Genomic DNA, 17344 nt, shown 5'->3' with positions numbered 1-17344 from the left:
TATACTGCGCCGCATTTTTTCGCGGCGCGTCGACTGCCACCCCCGACGCGCCTCTTATCGCCCCGTATGAGGACGCGCTGCATGACCGTGATCAAGCAAGACGACCTGATTCAAAGCGTCGCTGACGCTTTGCAGTTCATTTCTTACTACCACCCCGTGGATTTCATCCAGGCGATGCATGAAGCCTACCTGCGTGAAGAATCCCCGGCTGCCCGCGATTCCATGGCGCAGATCCTGATCAACTCGCGCATGTGCGCCACCGGTCATCGCCCGATCTGTCAGGACACCGGTATCGTCACCGTGTTCATCCGCGTCGGCATGGACGTGCGCTGGGACGGCGCGACCATGAGCCTGGACGACATGATCAATGAGGGTGTGCGCCGCGCCTACAACCTGCCGGAAAACGTCCTGCGTGCTTCGATCCTGGCCGACCCGGCAGGTTCCCGCAAAAATACCAAGGACAATACGCCGGCCGTCATCCACTACTCCATCGTTCCCGGCGACAAGGTGGAAGTGGACGTCGCAGCCAAGGGCGGCGGTTCCGAGAACAAGTCGAAGATGGCCATGCTCAACCCCTCCGACTCGATCGTCGACTGGGTACTGAAGACCGTGCCGACCATGGGCGCTGGCTGGTGCCCGCCGGGTATGCTCGGCATCGGCATCGGCGGCACCGCCGAGAAAGCCGCGGTGATGGCCAAGGAAGTCCTGATGGAATCCATCGACATCCATGAGCTGAAGGCCCGTGGCCCGCAGAACCGCATCGAAGAGCTGCGTCTTGAGCTGTTCGAGAAGGTCAACCAGCTGGGCATCGGCGCCCAGGGCCTCGGCGGCCTGACCACCGTGCTCGACGTGAAGATCATGGATTACCCGACCCACGCCGCCTCGCTGCCGGTGTGCATGATCCCCAACTGCGCCGCCACCCGCCACGCACACTTCGTGCTCGACGGTTCCGGCCCTGCCGAACTGACCCCGCCGCCGCTGGATGCCTACCCCGAGATCGTCTGGGAAGCCGGCCCGAGCGCGCGCCGCGTCAACCTCGACACCATCACGCCGGAAGAAGTGCAGAGCTGGAAGCCGGGCGAGACCGTCCTGCTCAACGGCAAGATGCTTACCGGCCGCGACGCCGCGCACAAGCGCATGGTCGACATGCTGAACAAGGGCGAAGAGCTGCCGGTCGACCTCAAGGGCCGTTTCATCTACTACGTCGGCCCGGTCGATCCGGTCGGTGACGAAGTGGTTGGCCCGGCTGGCCCGACCACCGCGACGCGCATGGACAAGTTCACCCGTCAGATCCTGGAAAGCACCGGCCTGCTGGGCATGATCGGCAAGTCCGAGCGCGGCCCCATTGCCATCGAAGCGATCAAGGACAACAAGGCGGTCTACCTGATGGCGGTTGGCGGTGCGGCTTATCTGGTCGCCCAGGCGATCAAGAAGTCCAAGGTGCTGGCCTTCGCCGAGCTGGGCATGGAAGCGATCTACGAGTTCGAAGTGAAGGACATGCCGGTCACCGTCGCCGTCGACACCAACGGCGAGTCGGTGCACATCACCGGCCCGGCGATCTGGCAGCAGAAGATTGCCGACAGCCTGGCGGTCGAGGTGCAATAAGCGACACGCCAATAGAAAGCCCAGCTCGATGCCGGGCTTTTTATTGCCCGGCAATCAGCGGTTGAAGCGTTCGACCAGTGCCCGCAGCCCGTGCGCTGCACATTCCAGGTCGCGCCCGCGCTGCATGGTCAGGTCCGCCTTGCTGACATTGCTGTCGGTCGTGACGGCAATACGGGTGACCTGACGAGCAATGTCTTCGGCCACATGCGCCTGCTCTTCGGCAGCGGCAGCCATCTGCTGGCTCATCCCGGCAATGCGGCCGACCGCATCGCGAATGCCCTGCAATGCCTGCTGCGCCTCGACGACCTGAGCCAACCCCTGGGCCGCCTCCTTGTCACCCACCTGTGCGATTGTCACGGCCTCACCCGCCTTGCTGGTGAGCGACTGGATGATGGCCTGGATCTGCTGCGTCGACTCCCGCGTCTTGCTCGCCAACGCACGCACCTCGTCGGCGACCACGGCAAAGCCCCTGCCCTGCTCGCCAGCACGTGCGGCCTCGATGGCAGCATTCAGCGCCAGCAGGTTGGTCTGGTCGGCGATGCTCTGGATCATGCCGGCGGCGGATACGATCTGCTGGGTTTCGCCAGCCAGCTCGTTGACTACGTTGCCGATGTTGGTGACGGTCGCCGACAGCATTTCCATCGCCTCGCGGGAACTCGCTGCGACCCGGTCACCGTCGTCTGCCAGCGCGTTCGCCGTCCTCGCCTCCTCTGCCGTGTGCTGGACGTGCCCGGCGACCTCACTGATCGATGCGGTCATCTGCGTCACCGCGGTGGCCGTCATGTCCGTCTCGCCGCGCTGCTGACGCAGCTCGCTTTCGGTCTGGCTGGCCAACGAATAGGTTTCTGCCGACGCACCGGCGACCTGCACGGCCAGATCGGACAGACGCGTCAACGCCGTACGCAACCGCGCGTCTTCACTGACCAGGGCCATCTCCAGCCGCGCCGCATTGCCATGCTGCTGGGTATAAGTCAGGGCGACCACCGGATCGGTGAAGGCTTCGGGTACGCGCTGCAGGATGCGCATCAACTGGCGTTCCGCAGCGAAGTGACAGCTGAGCCCCAGCACGAAGAACAGACCGAGCACGACGAGCGCTTTCACTGCCGGCGGCAGCCAGAAGATTCCACCGGCTGCCAGCACCGCTGCGCCCATCGGCATCGCCAGCGCACGCGTCCAGCCCTGCGCGCGCCGGCTCAACGAAACCGCCGGTCGGCCGGTACGCAGACGCTCGTACAGTGCCGACGCCTGGGCGACCTGCTCGGCTGTCGGCTTGACTCGCACCGACTCGAAGCCGGTCAGCTTGCCATCGTCGAAAACAGGCGTGACGTAGGCGCTGACCCAGTAGAAATCGCCGTTCTTGCAGCGGTTCTTGACCACCCCCATCCAGCTTTTGCCGGCCTTCAGGTAGCGCCACATCACCTCGAACACGGCGGGTGGCATGTCCGGGTGGCGGACCAGGTTGTGGTCACTGCCGATCAGCTCGGCTCGTGAGTAGCCACTGATGGCGACGAATTCGTCATTGCAATAAAGGATTTTGCCCTGGTTATCCGTCGCCGAAATCAGCCGCTGATGCGCCGGAAAGGTCCGTTCGGTGTTGCTTACCGGTCCGTTGTTTCTCATCGCCCGAACTCCCTGCCAGCGATTTGCTGAAAAATGCGACTCATCGGTCACGACGAATCAATCTGTTACAAGAGTCGGGCGGCGCAAAGCGAACTTGAGAGGGGACGGAAAGTATTTGCCGAACGGCATCGGCAGGTAGTGCCGCTCGTGAGCGGACTAGCGACCGGCGTTCTGTTCTGCGATGTACAGCGCTTCGACTTTCGCCCTGGCCCAGGGCGTCTTGCGCAGGAATTTCAGGCTGGACTTGATGCTCGGCTCATTGCTGAAGCAGCGGACATCGACGCGCTCGGCAAGGCCGTCCCAGCCGAAGCGAGCATGCAGCTGGACCAAGATGGCCTCCAGCGTCACGCCATGAAGGGGGTCTTTTGCTTGAGTCATGGGGCACTCACGAACACGAGGGCATAGCCTCACGGATGAAAAAACCCGCCGCGCGGTCTGCGGGGCGGGCTTGGGTGACGGTCTGCATCTTACAGGCTGATGCGGGTTCCGAGCACCTCGAGGAATGCCGCCAGCCACGCCGGATGGGCGGGCCATGCCGGAGCGCTGACCAGGTTGCCATCGGTATGCGCCTGATCCACGGCAATGTCCACGTACTCGCCACCGGCCAGCTTCACCTCGGGTGCACAGGCGGGATAGGCACTGCAGGCACGCCCCTTGAGCACGCCCGCGGCGGCCAGCAGCTGGGCGCCGTGACAAACGGCGGCGATTGGCTTCTTGGCCTCATCGAACGCACGCACCAGCGCCAGCACCTGCTCGTTCAGGCGCAGATATTCCGGCGCCCGGCCACCGGGAATGACCAGGGCATCGTAGTCTTCGGCCCGCACGTCGGCGAAGTCGAAGTTCAGCGCAAAGTTGTGCCCCGGCTTCTCGCTATAGGTCTGGTCGCCCTCGAAATCGTGAATCGCGGTGCGCACGCTGTCGCCGGCCTTCTTGTCCGGGCACACGGCATGCACGCGATGGCCAACCATCTGCAGGGCCTGGAAAGGCACCATGGTTTCGTAGTCTTCGGCGTAATCACCCACCAGCATCAAAATGTTCTTCGCCGCCATTGGATCGTCCTCTTCGCGCGGGTTTGGAGCATTGCTCCGTGACGCGGCGGCTTCAGCCACCGCGGTTGAAGATGTTTACCAGCAGCCGGTCCAGCCAGCCCCACATGCGCTGGTAGAGGCGCAGGTGCAGCGGTCTGGCGTACCAGCTTTTAATGTCGATTTCGATACTGTCCTGAAAATCGCGCTCGAAGCATGCCTGCACCTGGGCACTCAACGCAGCGTCGATGGCCTCAAGATTGGCTTCCAGATTCCAGCGCAGGTTCCAGTGATCGAAGTTGCAAGAGCCGACGCTGACCCAGTCGTCAACCAGCACCATTTTCAGGTGGGAAAAGTGTGGCTGATATTCATGGATTCGCACGCCGGCACGCAGCAGCCGTGGATAGAAACGCTGCCCGGCGTAGCGCACCGGCGGGTGATCGGTATTGCGACTGGTCAGCAGCAGGCGCACGTCCACCCCGCGACGCGCCGCCCGGATCAGCGCCCGGCGCACCTTGCCGGTAGGCAGGAAATACGGCGTCGCCAGCCAGATGCGCGTCTGCGCGCGCCGCAGGTTGCGCAACAGGCTGTGCAGTATGTCGCGGTGCTGACGCGCCGCCGCATAGGCGACGCGCCCTAGCCCCGAGCCACTGGGCAGCACTGGAATGCGCGGCGCACCACTGGGCAGGGGCAGCTGCCAGATACGCCGCTTCAGGCAATGCACCCACTGGGTGTCGAACAGGTCCTGCCAGTCCTGCAGCAGCGGGCCGGTCATCTCGACCATCACCTCATGCCAATGCACGTCGGGCTCATCAGGACGCCAGAATTCGTCGGTGACACCGGTGCCGCCGACATAACCGATGCAGCCGTCGACCAGCAGCAGCTTGCGGTGGTCACGATGCAGGTTGCGCAGCCTCAGGCGGAGCGAAAGCGGGTTATAGAGACGCAGCTCGACGCCAGCGGCGGTCATTCGATCACGATTGACCTGGCTCATCTTCAGGCAGCCGAAACCATCGAACAGGCAACGCACCCGAACGCCGCGTGCCGCCGCACGCAGCAGCGGCTCCAGCAGGCGGTCGAGACAAGCGCCGTCCTCCACCAGATAGAGTTCGAGATCGACCCGGCGCTCGGCGCGCTCGATGGCATCGAGCATGGGCGGGAAGAACCCCGGCCCGTCTATCAGCAGGCGGAACTGATTGTCGCTGCGCCAGGGGAACACCGCTCCAGCGAGCATCACAGGGCGGCACCCCGCGTAGAGCCAGATGACGTCAGGCACAGCGACGAAGCGGATGAGCAACGAAATGACATGAAATCCCTTTTTCCGGACGGCATCCAAGGGCTGCGGCCTCGATACCGCCCCTCTGCACTGGCGGTGCTGAACGAGCAGTTGGCTAGCTTACCCAGGCGTTCGAGCAAGGCAAGGCAGCAGGTCAGACCGCCGCAGCGGAAGTGCCGCCGTGAAATACGATCCTCTATAGGCCCGACTCGCCTGGGCAGAGTTCCCAGCTGTTCGCCGGCGCGCGCCCTGCCTTCAACTGCCTACTGAAGATTCGAGCCCGAGCGCGGCAAGCGCCTGTTCCAGACGGCGCGCCTGGGCATCGCGCGCCAAGCCCAGCACTGCGCGATCACGCCGCCACAATGCGCCCCGGGGCCCCTGCGAATCCGCCAGCGCCCTGTCCACCTCAGGTTGCAGCGCAGCGAACTGCTCGAGCAACGCGGCCAGCAGCAGATGAGTGGCAGGCTCATGGGCTGGCCGCCGCGCAACCTCTGCCGCAGCCGCAAGAACGCCGAGCAGACGCAGTGCCAGCGCGCGCGGCCACCGCTCAAGCAGCGCCACACCGTAGAGCCAGGCAGTCAGCGCCGCCAGCACATGTAGATCCTCGTGGCTGCGGAACGGTTTGACGTACTCGCTCCAGCCGTCACCAGGCAAGCGTTTCCCAGCAGCCTGCTCAACGCTCAATCTGCCATGCGCGATATCCGGCACGATCGGCAGATCCGGCCCGGTCACCAATGACACGCCGGCACCGGACGGCTCGACGACGAACAGGCCGAGGCGCGGTGACTCACCGGCCCCCTCCTCCCGGGCCGAAACGAGCAGCCATTGCGCCGCGTCCCCCGCCGTCACGAAATCCTTGCTGCCAGTGAGCTGACCGTTCTCGCAACGGCTCGTCATATCGGCCGGCCGCAATTTGCGCCGCTCGGTCGTACACAGCGCGCCAAGCCCGGGCGGCGCATCCGGCCAGAGCGCCCGTAGGGCAGCCTGGTATCCCGCGAGAAACGCCAACCCCGGGGAGGTCGCCAGTCGGCCGCCGTAGACCGCCTGACTGAAGGAGTCCGTACTCGGAGCAACGTCGCACACGGACCGATACCAGTCGCGCAGCCCGGAGGTCGCGGCCACTGGCTGCAGCGGCCCGATCAATCGTTTCCAGGGCATCTTCATCTCCAAAGGTTCTGCAATTACGGCCACTGGCTCGCGCCGTCATCCAACCATCATCCGAACGTCACAGTGGCGACACGCCCTGCTCCTAGCCTGATCACGCCAAACCAGCGAGCCCAACGATAACAACCAGACGCTCGCGTTGCATCGCCAACCCGCCACTACCCCGGCGGACAAGGAGACAGAGCATGAATGCCATCGTCGACCCACGCAGCACGCGTCAACTTCGAGCCGAACGCCTGGAAGGCGAACGGGCCCTCCGCGAAGCCCAGGCCCTGCGTTATCGGGTGTTCAGCAGCGAGTTCGATGCCCAGCTCAATGGCGCCGAGTTCGGGCTGGACATGGATGACTTCGACATTCACTGCCGGCATATCGGTGTACGTGATCTGGCAAGTGGAGAGCTGGTCGCCACCACACGTCTGCTCGACCACCTCACCGCCAAGCAGCTCGGGCGCTTCTACAGCGAGGGAGAATTTGCCCTGCATGGCCTGGCGGACATCAACGAACCGGTGCTGGAGATCGGCCGTACCTGCGTGGCGCCGGCTTATCGCAATGGTGCGACCATTGCGGTGCTGTGGAGCGAGCTTGCCGAGGTGCTCAACCAGGGTGGCTATCGCTACCTTATGGGGTGCGCGAGCATCCCGATGCGCGACGGTGGCATCCAGGCCCGAGCGATCATGCAACGACTGCGCGACAGCCACCTGAGCACTGAACTGCTGCACGCCGAGCCGCGAACACCACTTCCCGAACTGGAACTCCCGGACAACGTCACTGCCCAGCTGCCGCCGCTGCTCAAGGCCTATATGCGCCTCGGCGCGAAGATCTGTGGAGAACCCTGCTGGGACCCGGATTTTCAGGTTGCCGACATATTCATCCTGCTCAAGCGCGAGGAGCTGTGCCCGCGCTACGCTCGCCACTTCAAGGCGGCGGTATAGATGCCGCGGTTGCGCCTGTACTGGCGCCTGCTGCGGGTCGCCGCGGTGATTCTGCTGGGGTTGCTGTTGGCGGCCGCACTGGGTTTCGGCGAGCGCTTCGCGCTACGCACATCGCTGCAACGCAGGCAACAGCTGACCCGCTGGTTCATGGTTCGCCTGGCCGCCGCGCTGCCCTATCGCGTACGCATCATCGGTCAGCTACCAGCTCAGCCGATGCTGTGGGTCGCCAACCATGTTTCCTGGTGCGATATCCCGCTGCTGGGAATGCTGCGGCCGCTGTCGTTCCTGGCCAAGGCCGAAGTCGCACGCTGGCCCGTGCTGGGCTGGCTGGCACGCCAGGCTGGCACGCTGTTCATCCGCCGCGGCGCCGGCGATGCCGCGCAGATCAATCAGCAGCTGGCCAACCACCTCACCCAGGGCCGCCACCTGCTGATTTTCCCTGAGGGCACCTCGACCGACGGCAGCAACGTGCGCACCTTCCACCCCCGGCTGTTCGCCTGCGCGATAGAGGCCGGCTGTGCCGTTCAACCCGTGGCTATCCGCTATCTGCGCAACGGCAAGCCCGACACCTTGGCCCCCTTCATCGGCGACGACGAACTGCCCGCGCACCTGCGCAGGCTGTTGGCCAGCGACCTGGCAGAGGTAGAAATCCATCTGTTGGCGCCGATACCCGTTGCCTCACTCAGTCGCAGGGCTCTTGCCGAGCAAGCACAGCGGGCCATCGAACGGGCACTGTTTGGGGCGGCGCAGGAGGCCGCGCGCGAGGCCGCATAGCGACCTCCTGTCGAGGCTGCGCTAAGCTTCGCCCATGAACTATCTCGCTCATCTTCATCTTGGCGGCTCCGGCCCCGCTGACATGCTCGGCAGTCTTTACGGGGACTTCGTCAAAGGTCCGCTGCAGGGCCGCCTGCCGGCCCAGATCGAAGCAGGCATCCGTCTGCATCGGCAGATCGATGCCTTCACCGACAGTCATCCGCTGGTGCTGCAGGCCAAAGCGCGCTTTCCCAGCGAGCGTCGCCGCTACGCCGGAATCCTGCTGGACCTGTTCTTCGATCATTGCCTGGCTGCGAACTGGGCGGACTACTCCGGCGAGCCGCTGGACCAGTTCACCCGGCGCGCCTACCGAGCGCTGGCCGATGAGCCCGCGCTGCCTGGCAAGCTCGCCGTGATCGCACCGCATATGGCGGCACACGACTGGCTCGGCAGTTACCGTGAATTCGACGTATTGGGCAGGGTGCTGGCGAACATGGGCCGTCGCCTGAGCCGGCCGGGTGGCCTGGCCGGCGGCCTGGAAGAACTGGAACAGCTATACGACCCGCTGCTCGAGGACTTCCGCCACTTCTATCCGCAGCTGCAGCAGTTCGCCAAGGCGGCGATGTAGCGCGAACGCCCCGTATTACTGCGCATAGCCCGGGCTTTGCGCATCCAGCTTGCGCAACAGACCGGGCCATGCCAGCGCACCGCCCATGCCCGAGCGAGTGCGGGTCACGCCCGCTGCCATGGCCTTCGCACCGGCCAGAATCTGCTCCGGAATGGCGATCAGCTCGCTGCCACCGGTCTGCGCCATGACCTGGATTTCACAGGCGCGCTGGAAGATGAACATCATCAGAAAGGTATCGGCGATGCTGCTACCGCAGGTCAGCAGACCGTGGTTGTGCAGCAGCATAAAAGCGGTTTCGCCAAGATCGGCCTGCAGACGCGCTTTCTCGTCGTGATTCAGCGCCACACCCTCATAGCCATGCGTCGAAAGGCTGGCTAGCACGAACAGTGACTGCTGGCTGATCGGTAGCACGCCCTGACGCTGGGCCGAGACCGCCACCCCGGCGGCGGTATGAGTGTGCATGACGCAGGCGACGTCGTGGCGAACCTCATGCACGGCGCTGTGAATGGTGTACCCAGCGGGATTGATCTCGTACGGGCTGTCCGTCACTTTGTTGCCGGCCAGATCGACTTTCACCAGGCTGGACGCGGTGATTTCGTGAAACATCAGCCCGTATGGGTTGATCAGAAAGTGATCGGTTTCGGGAATCTTGGCCGAGATGTGCGTGAAGATCAGGTCATCCCAGCCATGCAGCGCGACCAGTCGGTAACAGGCCGCCAGATCGACCCGCGCCTGCCATTCGGCGGGGCTCACTTGGGTTTCCAAAGAAGGCAAAGCGTGCAGCGCAGTCATCGAGGGCACCTCTTGTTATTGTCGTGAAGATGCCCTGGATTCTAGCCAGCCGCTATTGGCCCGGCAGTTGCCCTTGCAGCCAGGCCGCTGACCCGGCGAGCCACTCAGGCACGCAAGGCCGCCACGAAGGTTTCCAGCCACGGTTCGGCGTCGCTTTCCGGCGTCACCGTCTCGCTGGCGTCGAGGCGCAGCATCTCTACGACTTCCCGCACGCCGAGCTCGGCATAGAGCTCACGAATCAGCTCGCCGCCACCACAGAAGGTGTCGCCGTAGCTGGCGTCACCGAGGGCGATGACGCCACCGGGCAGGCCACTCCACGCGGGAAACTGATCGCGGATGGTCGAGTACAACGGAATGAAGCTGTCCGGCAGCTCACCCATGCCGGTGGTTGAGGTCACGACCAGCAGCGCTTCGGGGGCGAAATCGAGAATCTGTGGCAGCTGGGCGCGGGGATCGTGCCAGGTTTCGAAACCGGCGGCTTTCAGCTGGCGTTCGGCGTGACGGGCGACATCTTCGGCGGTGCCGTAGACGCTCCCGGAAAGAATGGCGACTTTCATGTGCGCTCCGAGGCAATCAAAGCTGCGCATTATGCCGCAATCGCCAAGTCTGGTCGGCACACCCTGCTCAGGACGAAGCCGTCCATCCAAAAAATGTGCAGTCTGCGGAACCACTGTCGAGCCCATTTGTCATAGGGCCGATTGCCCCACCGCGACCATACCGGTTGCAGGCGTGTAGCGGCCCCACCCCGCGACGCCAAACGTGGAGGGCACTGTCCCTCCGAGGGTATCCGCATGGCGGAAGAGACGATTCTCAGCAAAGACGAACTGACCTTCATCCGCAAGTTGATGCAGCGCAACGGCAGCACCAGCGCTGAGCGCACGACAGGCTTTCGGATCGACGGCGGCGCGCAATCCAACGAATTGCTGCTGCAGCTGGCCGCTCGCGCCAACCTGTCGCTGCAGGCGGAATTCGAGGATTTCCGCATGTCCTTCCCGCTGCAGCTCAGGGAAGACGAACTACACAGCCTCGACCTGCAGCTGGCACCTCCGGTGATCTACGAGCGCGGGCCAACCACGCGTGCCTGGCGCCTGCACCTGGACCAGCCGCTGCCTCTGCTGGAAAACGATGGTGGTGAAAGTTCGCTCAGCGTGCACGAGCTGTCTCCGCACGGCCTGCTGGTGGATGCCGGCGGACACCGCAAGCCACCCAAGCACTTCCACCTGCGCCTGGCGCTGCCCGACGACGGCCCGCTGGAAATCGATGCCCATCGCGTTCGCGAGCTGACCGGCGGGCGGGCCGCCTACGAAGTCGAATTCACCCAGGAAAAGGACGCCGAGCGGATCCGCTCCTTCCTCTATCGCCAGCATCAGCGCCTGCACCCAGATTTGCAGCCAGAGCTGCCGGCCGATCTGGTGTAAGCTGCCACGCCTGTAGCGACCGCCTCAACCTGTGGGCGGTCCGCCCATTACAGGCAGTGGATTTTCATGCATCAGGCCCCGATTCTCATCACCGGAGCCAGCCAGCGGATCGGGCTGCATTGTGCCGAGCGACTGCTGGAAGACGGCTTCCCGGTCATCCTTACCTACCGCCGCGAACGCGACAGCATCGACCGGCTTCGCGCCCTTGGCGCACAGGCGCTGCAGGCGGACTTCAGCGATGAAACCGGCATCACCACCTTTATCGGCGCTCTCAAGCAGCAGACCGACTGCCTGCGGGCCATCGTGCACAACGCCTCCGAATGGCGCCCGGATACCCCCGGGCAGGAAGCCGAGGCGTTCCGCCAGCTGTTCCAGGTGCATATGCTCGCGCCCTACCTGATCAACCTGCACTGCGCCGAACTGCTGCGCCACGGCGGGCCGGCGGACATCGTGCACATCGGCGACGACGTGACCCGCAAGGGCAGCAAGAAGCACATCGCCTATGCTGCGAGCAAAGCGGGCCTGGACAACCTGACACTATCTTTCGCCGCCAGCCTGGCGCCGGCGATCAAGGTCAATGGCATCGCCCCGGCGCTGATCCAGTTCAACCCGGACGACGACTCCGAATATCGCCGCAAGGCGCTGGCCAAATCCGCGCTGGGCATCGAACCCGGTGCCGAGGTGATCTACCAGAGCCTACGCTACCTGTTCGACAACCCTTATGTCACCGGCACCACACTGACCGTGAACGGCGGCCGCCATCTGATCTGAAGACTGCAAGGAGTCCCCATGCCCCGACTGGAACCCGCGATGGCCCGCATCCGCGTCAAGGACCTGCGGCTGCGCACCTACATCGGCATCAAGGAAGAGGAAATCATCAATCGCCAGGACGTGCTGATCAACCTGACGATGCTCTACCCCGCTGCGGAGGCGGTGCGCGAGAACGACATCGAACAGGCGCTGAACTACCGCACCATCACCAAGGCAATCATCCAGCACGTCGAAGACAACCGCTTCGCCCTGCTCGAGCGGCTGACCCAGGAAATTCTCGACCTGGTCATGCGCTACCCGCAGGTGCGCTACGCCGAAGTGGAAGTCGACAAACCCCACGCGCTGCGCTTCGCCGAGTCCGTATCGATCACCCTTGCTGCGCATCGGGATTGACCCTGCGCAAGGCTGGCCGGCTCACTGACGCAAGGTTATGATCCGGCCGACCTCAGCCAACGCCGAGACCCACGAGATGAACGATCAAGAACGCACCGAACTGGAAGCCGCCGCCTTCCGCCGCCTGGTCCAGCACCTGCGCACCCGTCCCGATGCACAGAACATTGACCTGATGAACCTCGCCGGTTTCTGTCGCAACTGTCTGTCGAAATGGTACAAGGCCGCCGCAGACGATCTGGACGTCGAACTCAGCATCGACCAGGCCCGCGAAGAGGTGTACGGAATGCCGTACAGCGAGTGGAAAAAACGCTATCAGAAGGAAGCGTCTGCCGAGCAGCAGGCCGCTTTCGACAAGGCCCAGAAAGAATGAACGACCTGAAGGACTTCCGCGCCAGCCTGCGCAATCGCAACCACGCATTCAGCGAAACGCTTGCCTTCATCGAGGGCGCTTACGACTACCAGCCAAGCCGCTTCGTCAACGGCACACTGGAGAACGCTGCCGGCGAGAACGTAGGTTCCTGCAAGACGCTGGGCCTCGCATTGCTTGAAGACTTCACGACGGAAGAAGCGCTGCTTGCGTTCGGCGAGCACTATCAGGCGGTTTTGGCCAACCCGAACGGCAGCGACCACCGCAACATCCGCACGCTCATGGAAACCGGCCTGCCGGGCGTGCGTTTCGACACCCAACCGCTCAAGCGCAAGTAACGCGCATCCATTCGACGGATTTGAGCCGGCTATGCCGGCTCAATGGGAATAAAAAGGGTCATCCCAAGCACTTGGGGAAGGCTGAAGGAGCGGATGACCCGAAAACCGTTGAGCGCCACCTTAGCTATCCGCCGAGGCCGTGGATAATTCAGGTTCTGCATACATAGTCATCGACTATCCCGCTGCGCTACGCCCCTCTCGACGAAACCCTGCCCTTTTTCAGGAGACGCCAATGCCCGTATCCGCCCTCTCCGGCCCGCAATACCTGCGCGAAGGCCTGCGCCTGGTGCTCAGCCCAGGGCTGCGTCTGTTCGTGATCCTGCCGCTGACGGTGAACGTGCTGCTGTTCTTCGGCCTGATCTGGTTCGCGGTCGGCCAGTTCAGCGGCTGGGTCGACACCTTCATGCCCAACCTGCCGACCTGGCTCGCCTTTCTCGAATACATCCTCTGGCCGCTGTTCGTCGTGCTGGTGGTACTGATGGTGTTCTTCAGCTTCACCATGCTGGCCAACATCATCGCCGCACCGTTCAACGGCTTTCTGGCGGAAAAGGTCGAGGTAGTGGTGCGCGGCGAAGACGCAGCGCCGCCTTTCAGCTGGGCCGAGCTGCTGGCCATGCTGCCCCGCACGATTGGCCGCGAGCTGCGCAAGCTGGGCTATTTCGCACCGCGCGCGCTGGCGTTGCTAGTGCTTTCATTCATCCCCGTGCTGAACCTTGTTGCTGCGCCTTTATGGCTGCTGTTCGGCGTGTGGATGATGGCAGTGCAATACATCGACTACCCGGCGGACAACAACAAGCTGAGCTGGGCGGACATGATGGGCTGGTTGCGCCAGCGACGCTGGCAGAGCCTGAGCTTTGGTGCGGTGACTTATGCGGCGTTGCTGGTGCCGGTCCTGAACCTGCTGATCATGCCGGCGGCCGTGGCGGGAGCGACGCTGTTCTGGGTAAGGGAAGGCGGGCCAAATCGGCAGCTGGACCGACCAGCGTAGACGCCAGGTGTCGCGCTCGGCGGTCACGGTTCTAGCGCCGCAAGGTGTGAGAGTTCGAGTCTCTCCGTCCGCACCACGTCACATGCTGACAGCTCAGCGCGAAGACCTGGCGAGATCGGATGCTGCCGGGTAAGGGGAAACCGGCAGCCAGATCACCCTATCACCCTGGCTGCCGCCCTCACTCACGCCAGCGTCTTCAACGCCTCACGACTGAACGGCAGAATCTCTTCCATCCGCCCTTCACGCACCTTAACCGCCCAATCCGGATCGCAGATCAGCGCACGCCCCACCGCCACCAGATCGAACTCCTGCTTGTTCAGACGCTCCAGCAATCCCTCGATGTTGGCCGGCTGCGCCACCTTGTCGGTCTTGACCATGAACTGCAGGAATTCGCCATCCAAGCCGACACTGCCGACGGTGATGGTCGGCTTGCCGGTCAGTTGGCGGGTCCAACCGGCCAGGTTGAGATCGGAGCCTTCGAACTCCGGTTCCCAGAAACGGCGCGTCGAGCAATGGAAGATGTCCACGCCGGCCGCCGACAACGGTGCCAGGAACTCGCCAAGCTCTTCGGGCGACTGCACCAGGCGCGCCGTGTAGTCCTGCTGCTTCCACTGCGAGAAGCGGAAGATGATCGGGAAACCGGGGCCGACCGCTGCACGTACGGCCTGCACCAGCTCGATGGCGAAGCGCGAGCGGTTGGCCAGGCTGCCGCCGTACTCATCGGTGCGCTGATTGCTGCCTTCCCAGAAGAACTGGTCAATGAGGTAGCCGTGGGCACCGTGGATTTCCACGCCGTCCATGCCGATCGCCTGAGCATCGCGGGCAGCCTGAGCGAATGCTTCGATCACATCCTGGATGTCCTGCTTGGTCATGCCATGAACGACGACCTGACCGTCCTTCTGCTTCTCCATCGGACCGTAACCGACGACCTCCGGCTCCGGCTCGGTGCCCTTGCGGCGCACGTTACCGACGTGCCAGAGCTGCGGGACGATCTTGCCACCAGCGGTGTGCACCGCATCGACCACAGCCTTCCAGCCAGCCAGCGCATCTTCACCGTAGAAACGCGGCACATGGGGATAACCGTTTGCCGCGGCGTGGCCGACCGTGGTGCCCTCGGTGATGATCAGCCCGACCCCGGAGGCAGCACGACGGCGGTAGTACTCGACCACATCGGCAGTGGGTACGCCGTTAGGCGAGAACGAACGGGTCATCGGCGCCATGACCACACGGGTCGGCAAACGGAGAGCACCCAACTCAAAGGGCTGAAACAAGGCTTGTACGCTGGCGGTCATCGATCGACTCCTGTGGCATTGGTCAAGGCAGCCGGGCGCTCATGCCCCGGCGAAGTTATTGCAGCCGGCGCCAACAGGCGTTCGAGCTGCTGGAAAAACATCTGCAAAGGCGCAACGCTGCCGCTCACTTTCATGCGCAGCAGCGCACCTTCCCAGGCGTTGCTTATGAATTCCGCCTGCACTGCGCAATCGCAATCGGCCGCGATCTCTCCAGCGTCACGCGTCTGTTCGAGGCAGGCCGTAAGCAACTCGACCGATTGCGTCAGTATCGCGCTGAGCCGTTTGGCGATGGCCGGGCACAGCTCGGCCATCTCGAAGCTGAGGCTGCCGATGAAGCAGTGATATTCGGGCTTTTCCTGGCGGGCGAAGTGCGCAACGAGATCGGCGTAGTAGTCGAGGATGCGCTGCCGGGGCGAGACTGCTGAGTTGCTCAGCGCCGCCTGATAGCGCTCCAGCCGGGGCGCATAGATATAGTCCAGCGCCTGCAGGGCGAAGTCTTCCTTGCTGGCGAAGTAGTGATAGAACGACCCCTTGGGAATACCGGCCGCCTGGACGATTTCCTGGACACCGGTGCCGTGATAGCCGCAGCGGGTCATCACCCGGGCACCCTTGGACAGGATCAGGTCGCGCTTGTCGTTGCGTGCTGGATTGGTCATGCAGCGAGAATATGACCGGTCGTCTCGCCGGCACAGCATCATCCATGACACTTATTCAGCGGCAACCACGGCAAGCATGGCCGGTATATTCAGTACTCAAGAAAGAGAACGCGACCGCGCGTACGGTCGCAGAACTGCAGATCAGGCCAGGGCTGTTTCGATCGCCTGGATCAGGGCGGGGTCGTCGGGCGTGGTGCGCGGTGAGAAACGGGCCAGCACACGGCCGTCCTTGCCCACCAGGAACTTCTCGAAGTTCCAGGTGATGTCCCCCGGAAAATCGGCACCTTCGCCAGCCAGCAAACGATACAGCGGATGGCGCTGCGGACCGTTCACCTCGAGCTTGCCGCTCAGAGGAAAGCTCACACCATAGTTGAGTGTGCAGAACGAGCGGATTTCCTCATCGCTGCCCGGCTCCTGCGCAGCGAACTGATTGCATGGCACGCCCAGCACGCTGAAGCCGCGGGCAGCGTATTGCTGCTGCAGCCGCTCCAGGCCGGCGTACTGCGGGGTCAGCCCGCACTGCGAAGCGACGTTGACCACCAGCGTGATCCGATCGCCGAACTGCGCCAACGGCAGCTCCTCGCTGCCCAGGCCTGGCAACACCAATTGGTGGAATGCGCTCATCTCATCTCTCCTAACGAAAAAACGCCCCGGCAACGACCGGAGCGCTCTTCTTTTCGATCCGCACGACAGCGGTTCCTGCCGCCGTGCCTGCGGACGCCTATGCGGCGACCCGGATCAGTGGTGGTGGCCACCTTCGCCGTGGACGTGGCCGTGGGCAACTTCTTCTTCGCTGGCGTCACGCACGCTGACGACCTTGACGTCGAAGTTCAGGCGCTGGCCGGCCAGCGGGTGGTTGCCGTCGACGATCACGTCGTCGCCTTCCACGTCACGAATGGTGACGATCTGCATGCCGCCGTCCGGACCGGAAGCGTGGAACTGCATGCCCACTTCCAGCTCGTCGACGCCTTCGAACATGGCGCGATTGAGGGTAGCGACCAGCTCCGCGCTGTACTCGCCGTAAGCGTCCTGCGGCTCGATGGCGACCTGGATCTGGTCACCGCCCTGCTTGCCCTCGAGGGCCTTCTCCAGGCCCGGAATGATGTTGCCTGCGCCGTGCAGGTAGACCAGCGGCGCGCCGCCGGCCGAGCTGTCGATCACCTCACCGGCGTCGTTGGTGAGTGTGTAGTCGATGGAGACAGCCTTGTTAGCGGCAATCAGCATGGGGCAGAACCTTTGCTTTAGAGAATGGATGTCGAAGTTTAACCATCCACCGCGCCGATTGCGAACCGACCTTGGATGAACGGGCCAATGCCGTTCGTCGCC

21 protein-coding genes and 1 tRNA gene are annotated in these 17344 nt (G+C 63.7%); 11 read left to right on the top strand and 11 right to left on the bottom strand.

The annotated features are described in order from the left end of the window. Window positions 1-81: 81 nt before the first annotated feature. The gene (locus CW305_RS17200; RefSeq protein ID WP_044315535.1) at window positions 82-1605 is read left to right on the top strand and encodes a fumarate hydratase; all 1524 of its coding nucleotides are present in this window, start codon (window positions 82-84) and stop codon (window positions 1603-1605) included. A gap of 54 nt (window positions 1606-1659) precedes the next feature. Here the strand turns inward: CW305_RS17200 and CW305_RS17195 are convergent, their stop codons facing one another. The 5 genes from CW305_RS17195 to CW305_RS17175 form a co-directional block, all read right to left on the bottom strand. Beyond that, complete coding sequence (locus tag CW305_RS17195; RefSeq protein WP_104098490.1) at window positions 1660-3225, bottom strand: methyl-accepting chemotaxis protein; 1566 nt, start codon at window positions 3223-3225, stop codon at window positions 1660-1662. A 156-nt stretch (window positions 3226-3381) separates the two neighbouring features. Continuing rightward, on the bottom strand, window positions 3382-3603 hold the full coding sequence (locus CW305_RS17190; RefSeq protein WP_044315537.1) for a VF530 family protein: 222 nt from the start codon (window positions 3601-3603) through the stop codon (window positions 3382-3384). An 89-nt stretch (window positions 3604-3692) separates the two neighbouring features. Beyond that, window positions 3693-4274 carry a DJ-1/PfpI family protein gene (locus tag CW305_RS17185; protein WP_046618038.1) on the bottom strand — a complete coding sequence of 194 codons (582 nt, stop codon included), beginning with the start codon at window positions 4272-4274 and terminating at the stop codon, window positions 3693-3695. 52 nt (window positions 4275-4326) lie between these two features. Further along, window positions 4327-5484, bottom strand: coding sequence for a phospholipase D-like domain-containing protein (locus CW305_RS17180; RefSeq protein WP_031298358.1), 1158 nt, complete (start codon window positions 5482-5484; stop codon window positions 4327-4329). Window positions 5485-5781: 297 nt separating this feature from the next. Further along, on the bottom strand, window positions 5782-6690 hold the full coding sequence (locus CW305_RS17175; protein ID WP_104098489.1) for an acyl-CoA dehydrogenase middle domain-containing protein: 909 nt from the start codon (window positions 6688-6690) through the stop codon (window positions 5782-5784). A gap of 185 nt (window positions 6691-6875) precedes the next feature. On the opposite strand from CW305_RS17175, the gene olsB reads away from it, so the two are divergent. Genes olsB through CW305_RS17160 form a run of 3 tightly spaced genes read left to right on the top strand, consistent with a single transcriptional unit; the run spans window position 6876 to window position 9003 of the window. Beyond that, window positions 6876-7622 carry an L-ornithine N(alpha)-acyltransferase gene (gene olsB, locus CW305_RS17170; RefSeq protein ID WP_041014781.1) on the top strand — a complete coding sequence of 249 codons (747 nt, stop codon included), beginning with the start codon at window positions 6876-6878 and terminating at the stop codon, window positions 7620-7622. Next, a complete protein-coding gene (locus CW305_RS17165) occupies window positions 7623-8396 on the top strand; it encodes a lysophospholipid acyltransferase family protein (protein ID WP_041014782.1) in 774 nt (257 codons plus the stop codon). A 34-nt stretch (window positions 8397-8430) separates the two neighbouring features. Further along, window positions 8431-9003, top strand: coding sequence for an acyl carrier protein phosphodiesterase (locus CW305_RS17160; protein ID WP_104098488.1), 573 nt, complete (start codon window positions 8431-8433; stop codon window positions 9001-9003). 15 nt (window positions 9004-9018) lie between these two features. Here the strand turns inward: CW305_RS17160 and CW305_RS17155 are convergent, their stop codons facing one another. Beyond that, the gene (locus tag CW305_RS17155) at window positions 9019-9795 is read right to left on the bottom strand and encodes a class II aldolase/adducin family protein (protein ID WP_014821291.1); all 777 of its coding nucleotides are present in this window, start codon (window positions 9793-9795) and stop codon (window positions 9019-9021) included. A 104-nt stretch (window positions 9796-9899) separates the two neighbouring features. Then, entirely contained in the window at window positions 9900-10352 is a 453-nt protein-coding gene (locus CW305_RS17150) for a flavodoxin (RefSeq protein ID WP_104098487.1), read from the bottom strand. A gap of 234 nt (window positions 10353-10586) precedes the next feature. Here CW305_RS17150 and CW305_RS17145 point away from each other — a divergent pair, with 234 nt between their 5' ends. The 7 genes from CW305_RS17145 to CW305_RS23505 all read left to right on the top strand — a co-directional run bounded on the left by CW305_RS17145 (window position 10587) and on the right by CW305_RS23505 (window position 14146). Further along, complete coding sequence (locus CW305_RS17145) at window positions 10587-11213, top strand: PilZ domain-containing protein (protein ID WP_023446833.1); 627 nt, start codon at window positions 10587-10589, stop codon at window positions 11211-11213. Between the two features lie 66 nt (window positions 11214-11279). Next, entirely contained in the window at window positions 11280-11984 is a 705-nt protein-coding gene (gene folM, locus CW305_RS17140) for a dihydromonapterin reductase (RefSeq protein ID WP_104098486.1), read from the top strand. 18 nt (window positions 11985-12002) lie between these two features. Further along, a complete protein-coding gene (gene folX, locus CW305_RS17135; RefSeq protein ID WP_104098485.1) occupies window positions 12003-12377 on the top strand; it encodes a dihydroneopterin triphosphate 2'-epimerase in 375 nt (124 codons plus the stop codon). 76 nt (window positions 12378-12453) lie between these two features. Next, the gene (locus tag CW305_RS17130) at window positions 12454-12747 is read left to right on the top strand and encodes a DUF1244 domain-containing protein (protein ID WP_041015004.1); all 294 of its coding nucleotides are present in this window, start codon (window positions 12454-12456) and stop codon (window positions 12745-12747) included. Then, window positions 12744-13082 carry a HopJ type III effector protein gene (locus CW305_RS17125; protein WP_104098484.1) on the top strand — a complete coding sequence of 113 codons (339 nt, stop codon included), beginning with the start codon at window positions 12744-12746 and terminating at the stop codon, window positions 13080-13082. Before CW305_RS17130 ends, CW305_RS17125 begins: the two co-directional genes overlap by 4 nt. Before the next feature lie 232 nt (window positions 13083-13314). Continuing rightward, the gene (cysZ, locus tag CW305_RS17120; protein WP_023444190.1) at window positions 13315-14070 is read left to right on the top strand and encodes a sulfate transporter CysZ; all 756 of its coding nucleotides are present in this window, start codon (window positions 13315-13317) and stop codon (window positions 14068-14070) included. After that, a tRNA-OTHER gene (locus CW305_RS23505) sits at window positions 14036-14146 on the top strand. The genes cysZ and CW305_RS23505 overlap by 35 nt, the downstream gene beginning before the upstream one ends. Before the next feature lie 106 nt (window positions 14147-14252). Here the strand turns inward: CW305_RS23505 and CW305_RS17115 are convergent. The 4 genes from CW305_RS17115 to CW305_RS17100 form a co-directional block, all read right to left on the bottom strand. Further along, window positions 14253-15362, bottom strand: a complete 1110-nt coding sequence (locus CW305_RS17115) for an NADH:flavin oxidoreductase (RefSeq protein ID WP_014821297.1) — start codon at window positions 15360-15362, stop codon at window positions 14253-14255. Next, on the bottom strand, window positions 15359-16018 hold the full coding sequence (locus CW305_RS17110; protein WP_104098483.1) for a TetR/AcrR family transcriptional regulator: 660 nt from the start codon (window positions 16016-16018) through the stop codon (window positions 15359-15361). The genes CW305_RS17115 and CW305_RS17110 overlap by 4 nt, the downstream gene beginning before the upstream one ends. A 141-nt stretch (window positions 16019-16159) precedes the next feature. Continuing rightward, window positions 16160-16642, bottom strand: a complete 483-nt coding sequence (locus CW305_RS17105; RefSeq protein ID WP_003302715.1) for a glutathione peroxidase — start codon at window positions 16640-16642, stop codon at window positions 16160-16162. A 114-nt stretch (window positions 16643-16756) separates the two neighbouring features. Beyond that, the gene (locus tag CW305_RS17100) at window positions 16757-17242 is read right to left on the bottom strand and encodes an FKBP-type peptidyl-prolyl cis-trans isomerase (RefSeq protein WP_014821299.1); all 486 of its coding nucleotides are present in this window, start codon (window positions 17240-17242) and stop codon (window positions 16757-16759) included. Between the last annotated feature and the right edge of the window lie 102 nt (window positions 17243-17344).

This window comes from Stutzerimonas kunmingensis, from assembly GCF_002929225.1.
In the GTDB taxonomy this organism is placed as follows: Bacteria; Pseudomonadota; Gammaproteobacteria; order Pseudomonadales; family Pseudomonadaceae; genus Stutzerimonas.
The sequence above is the reverse complement of the archived record's forward strand: the minus strand, read 5'-3'. Positions and strand labels throughout refer to the sequence as shown.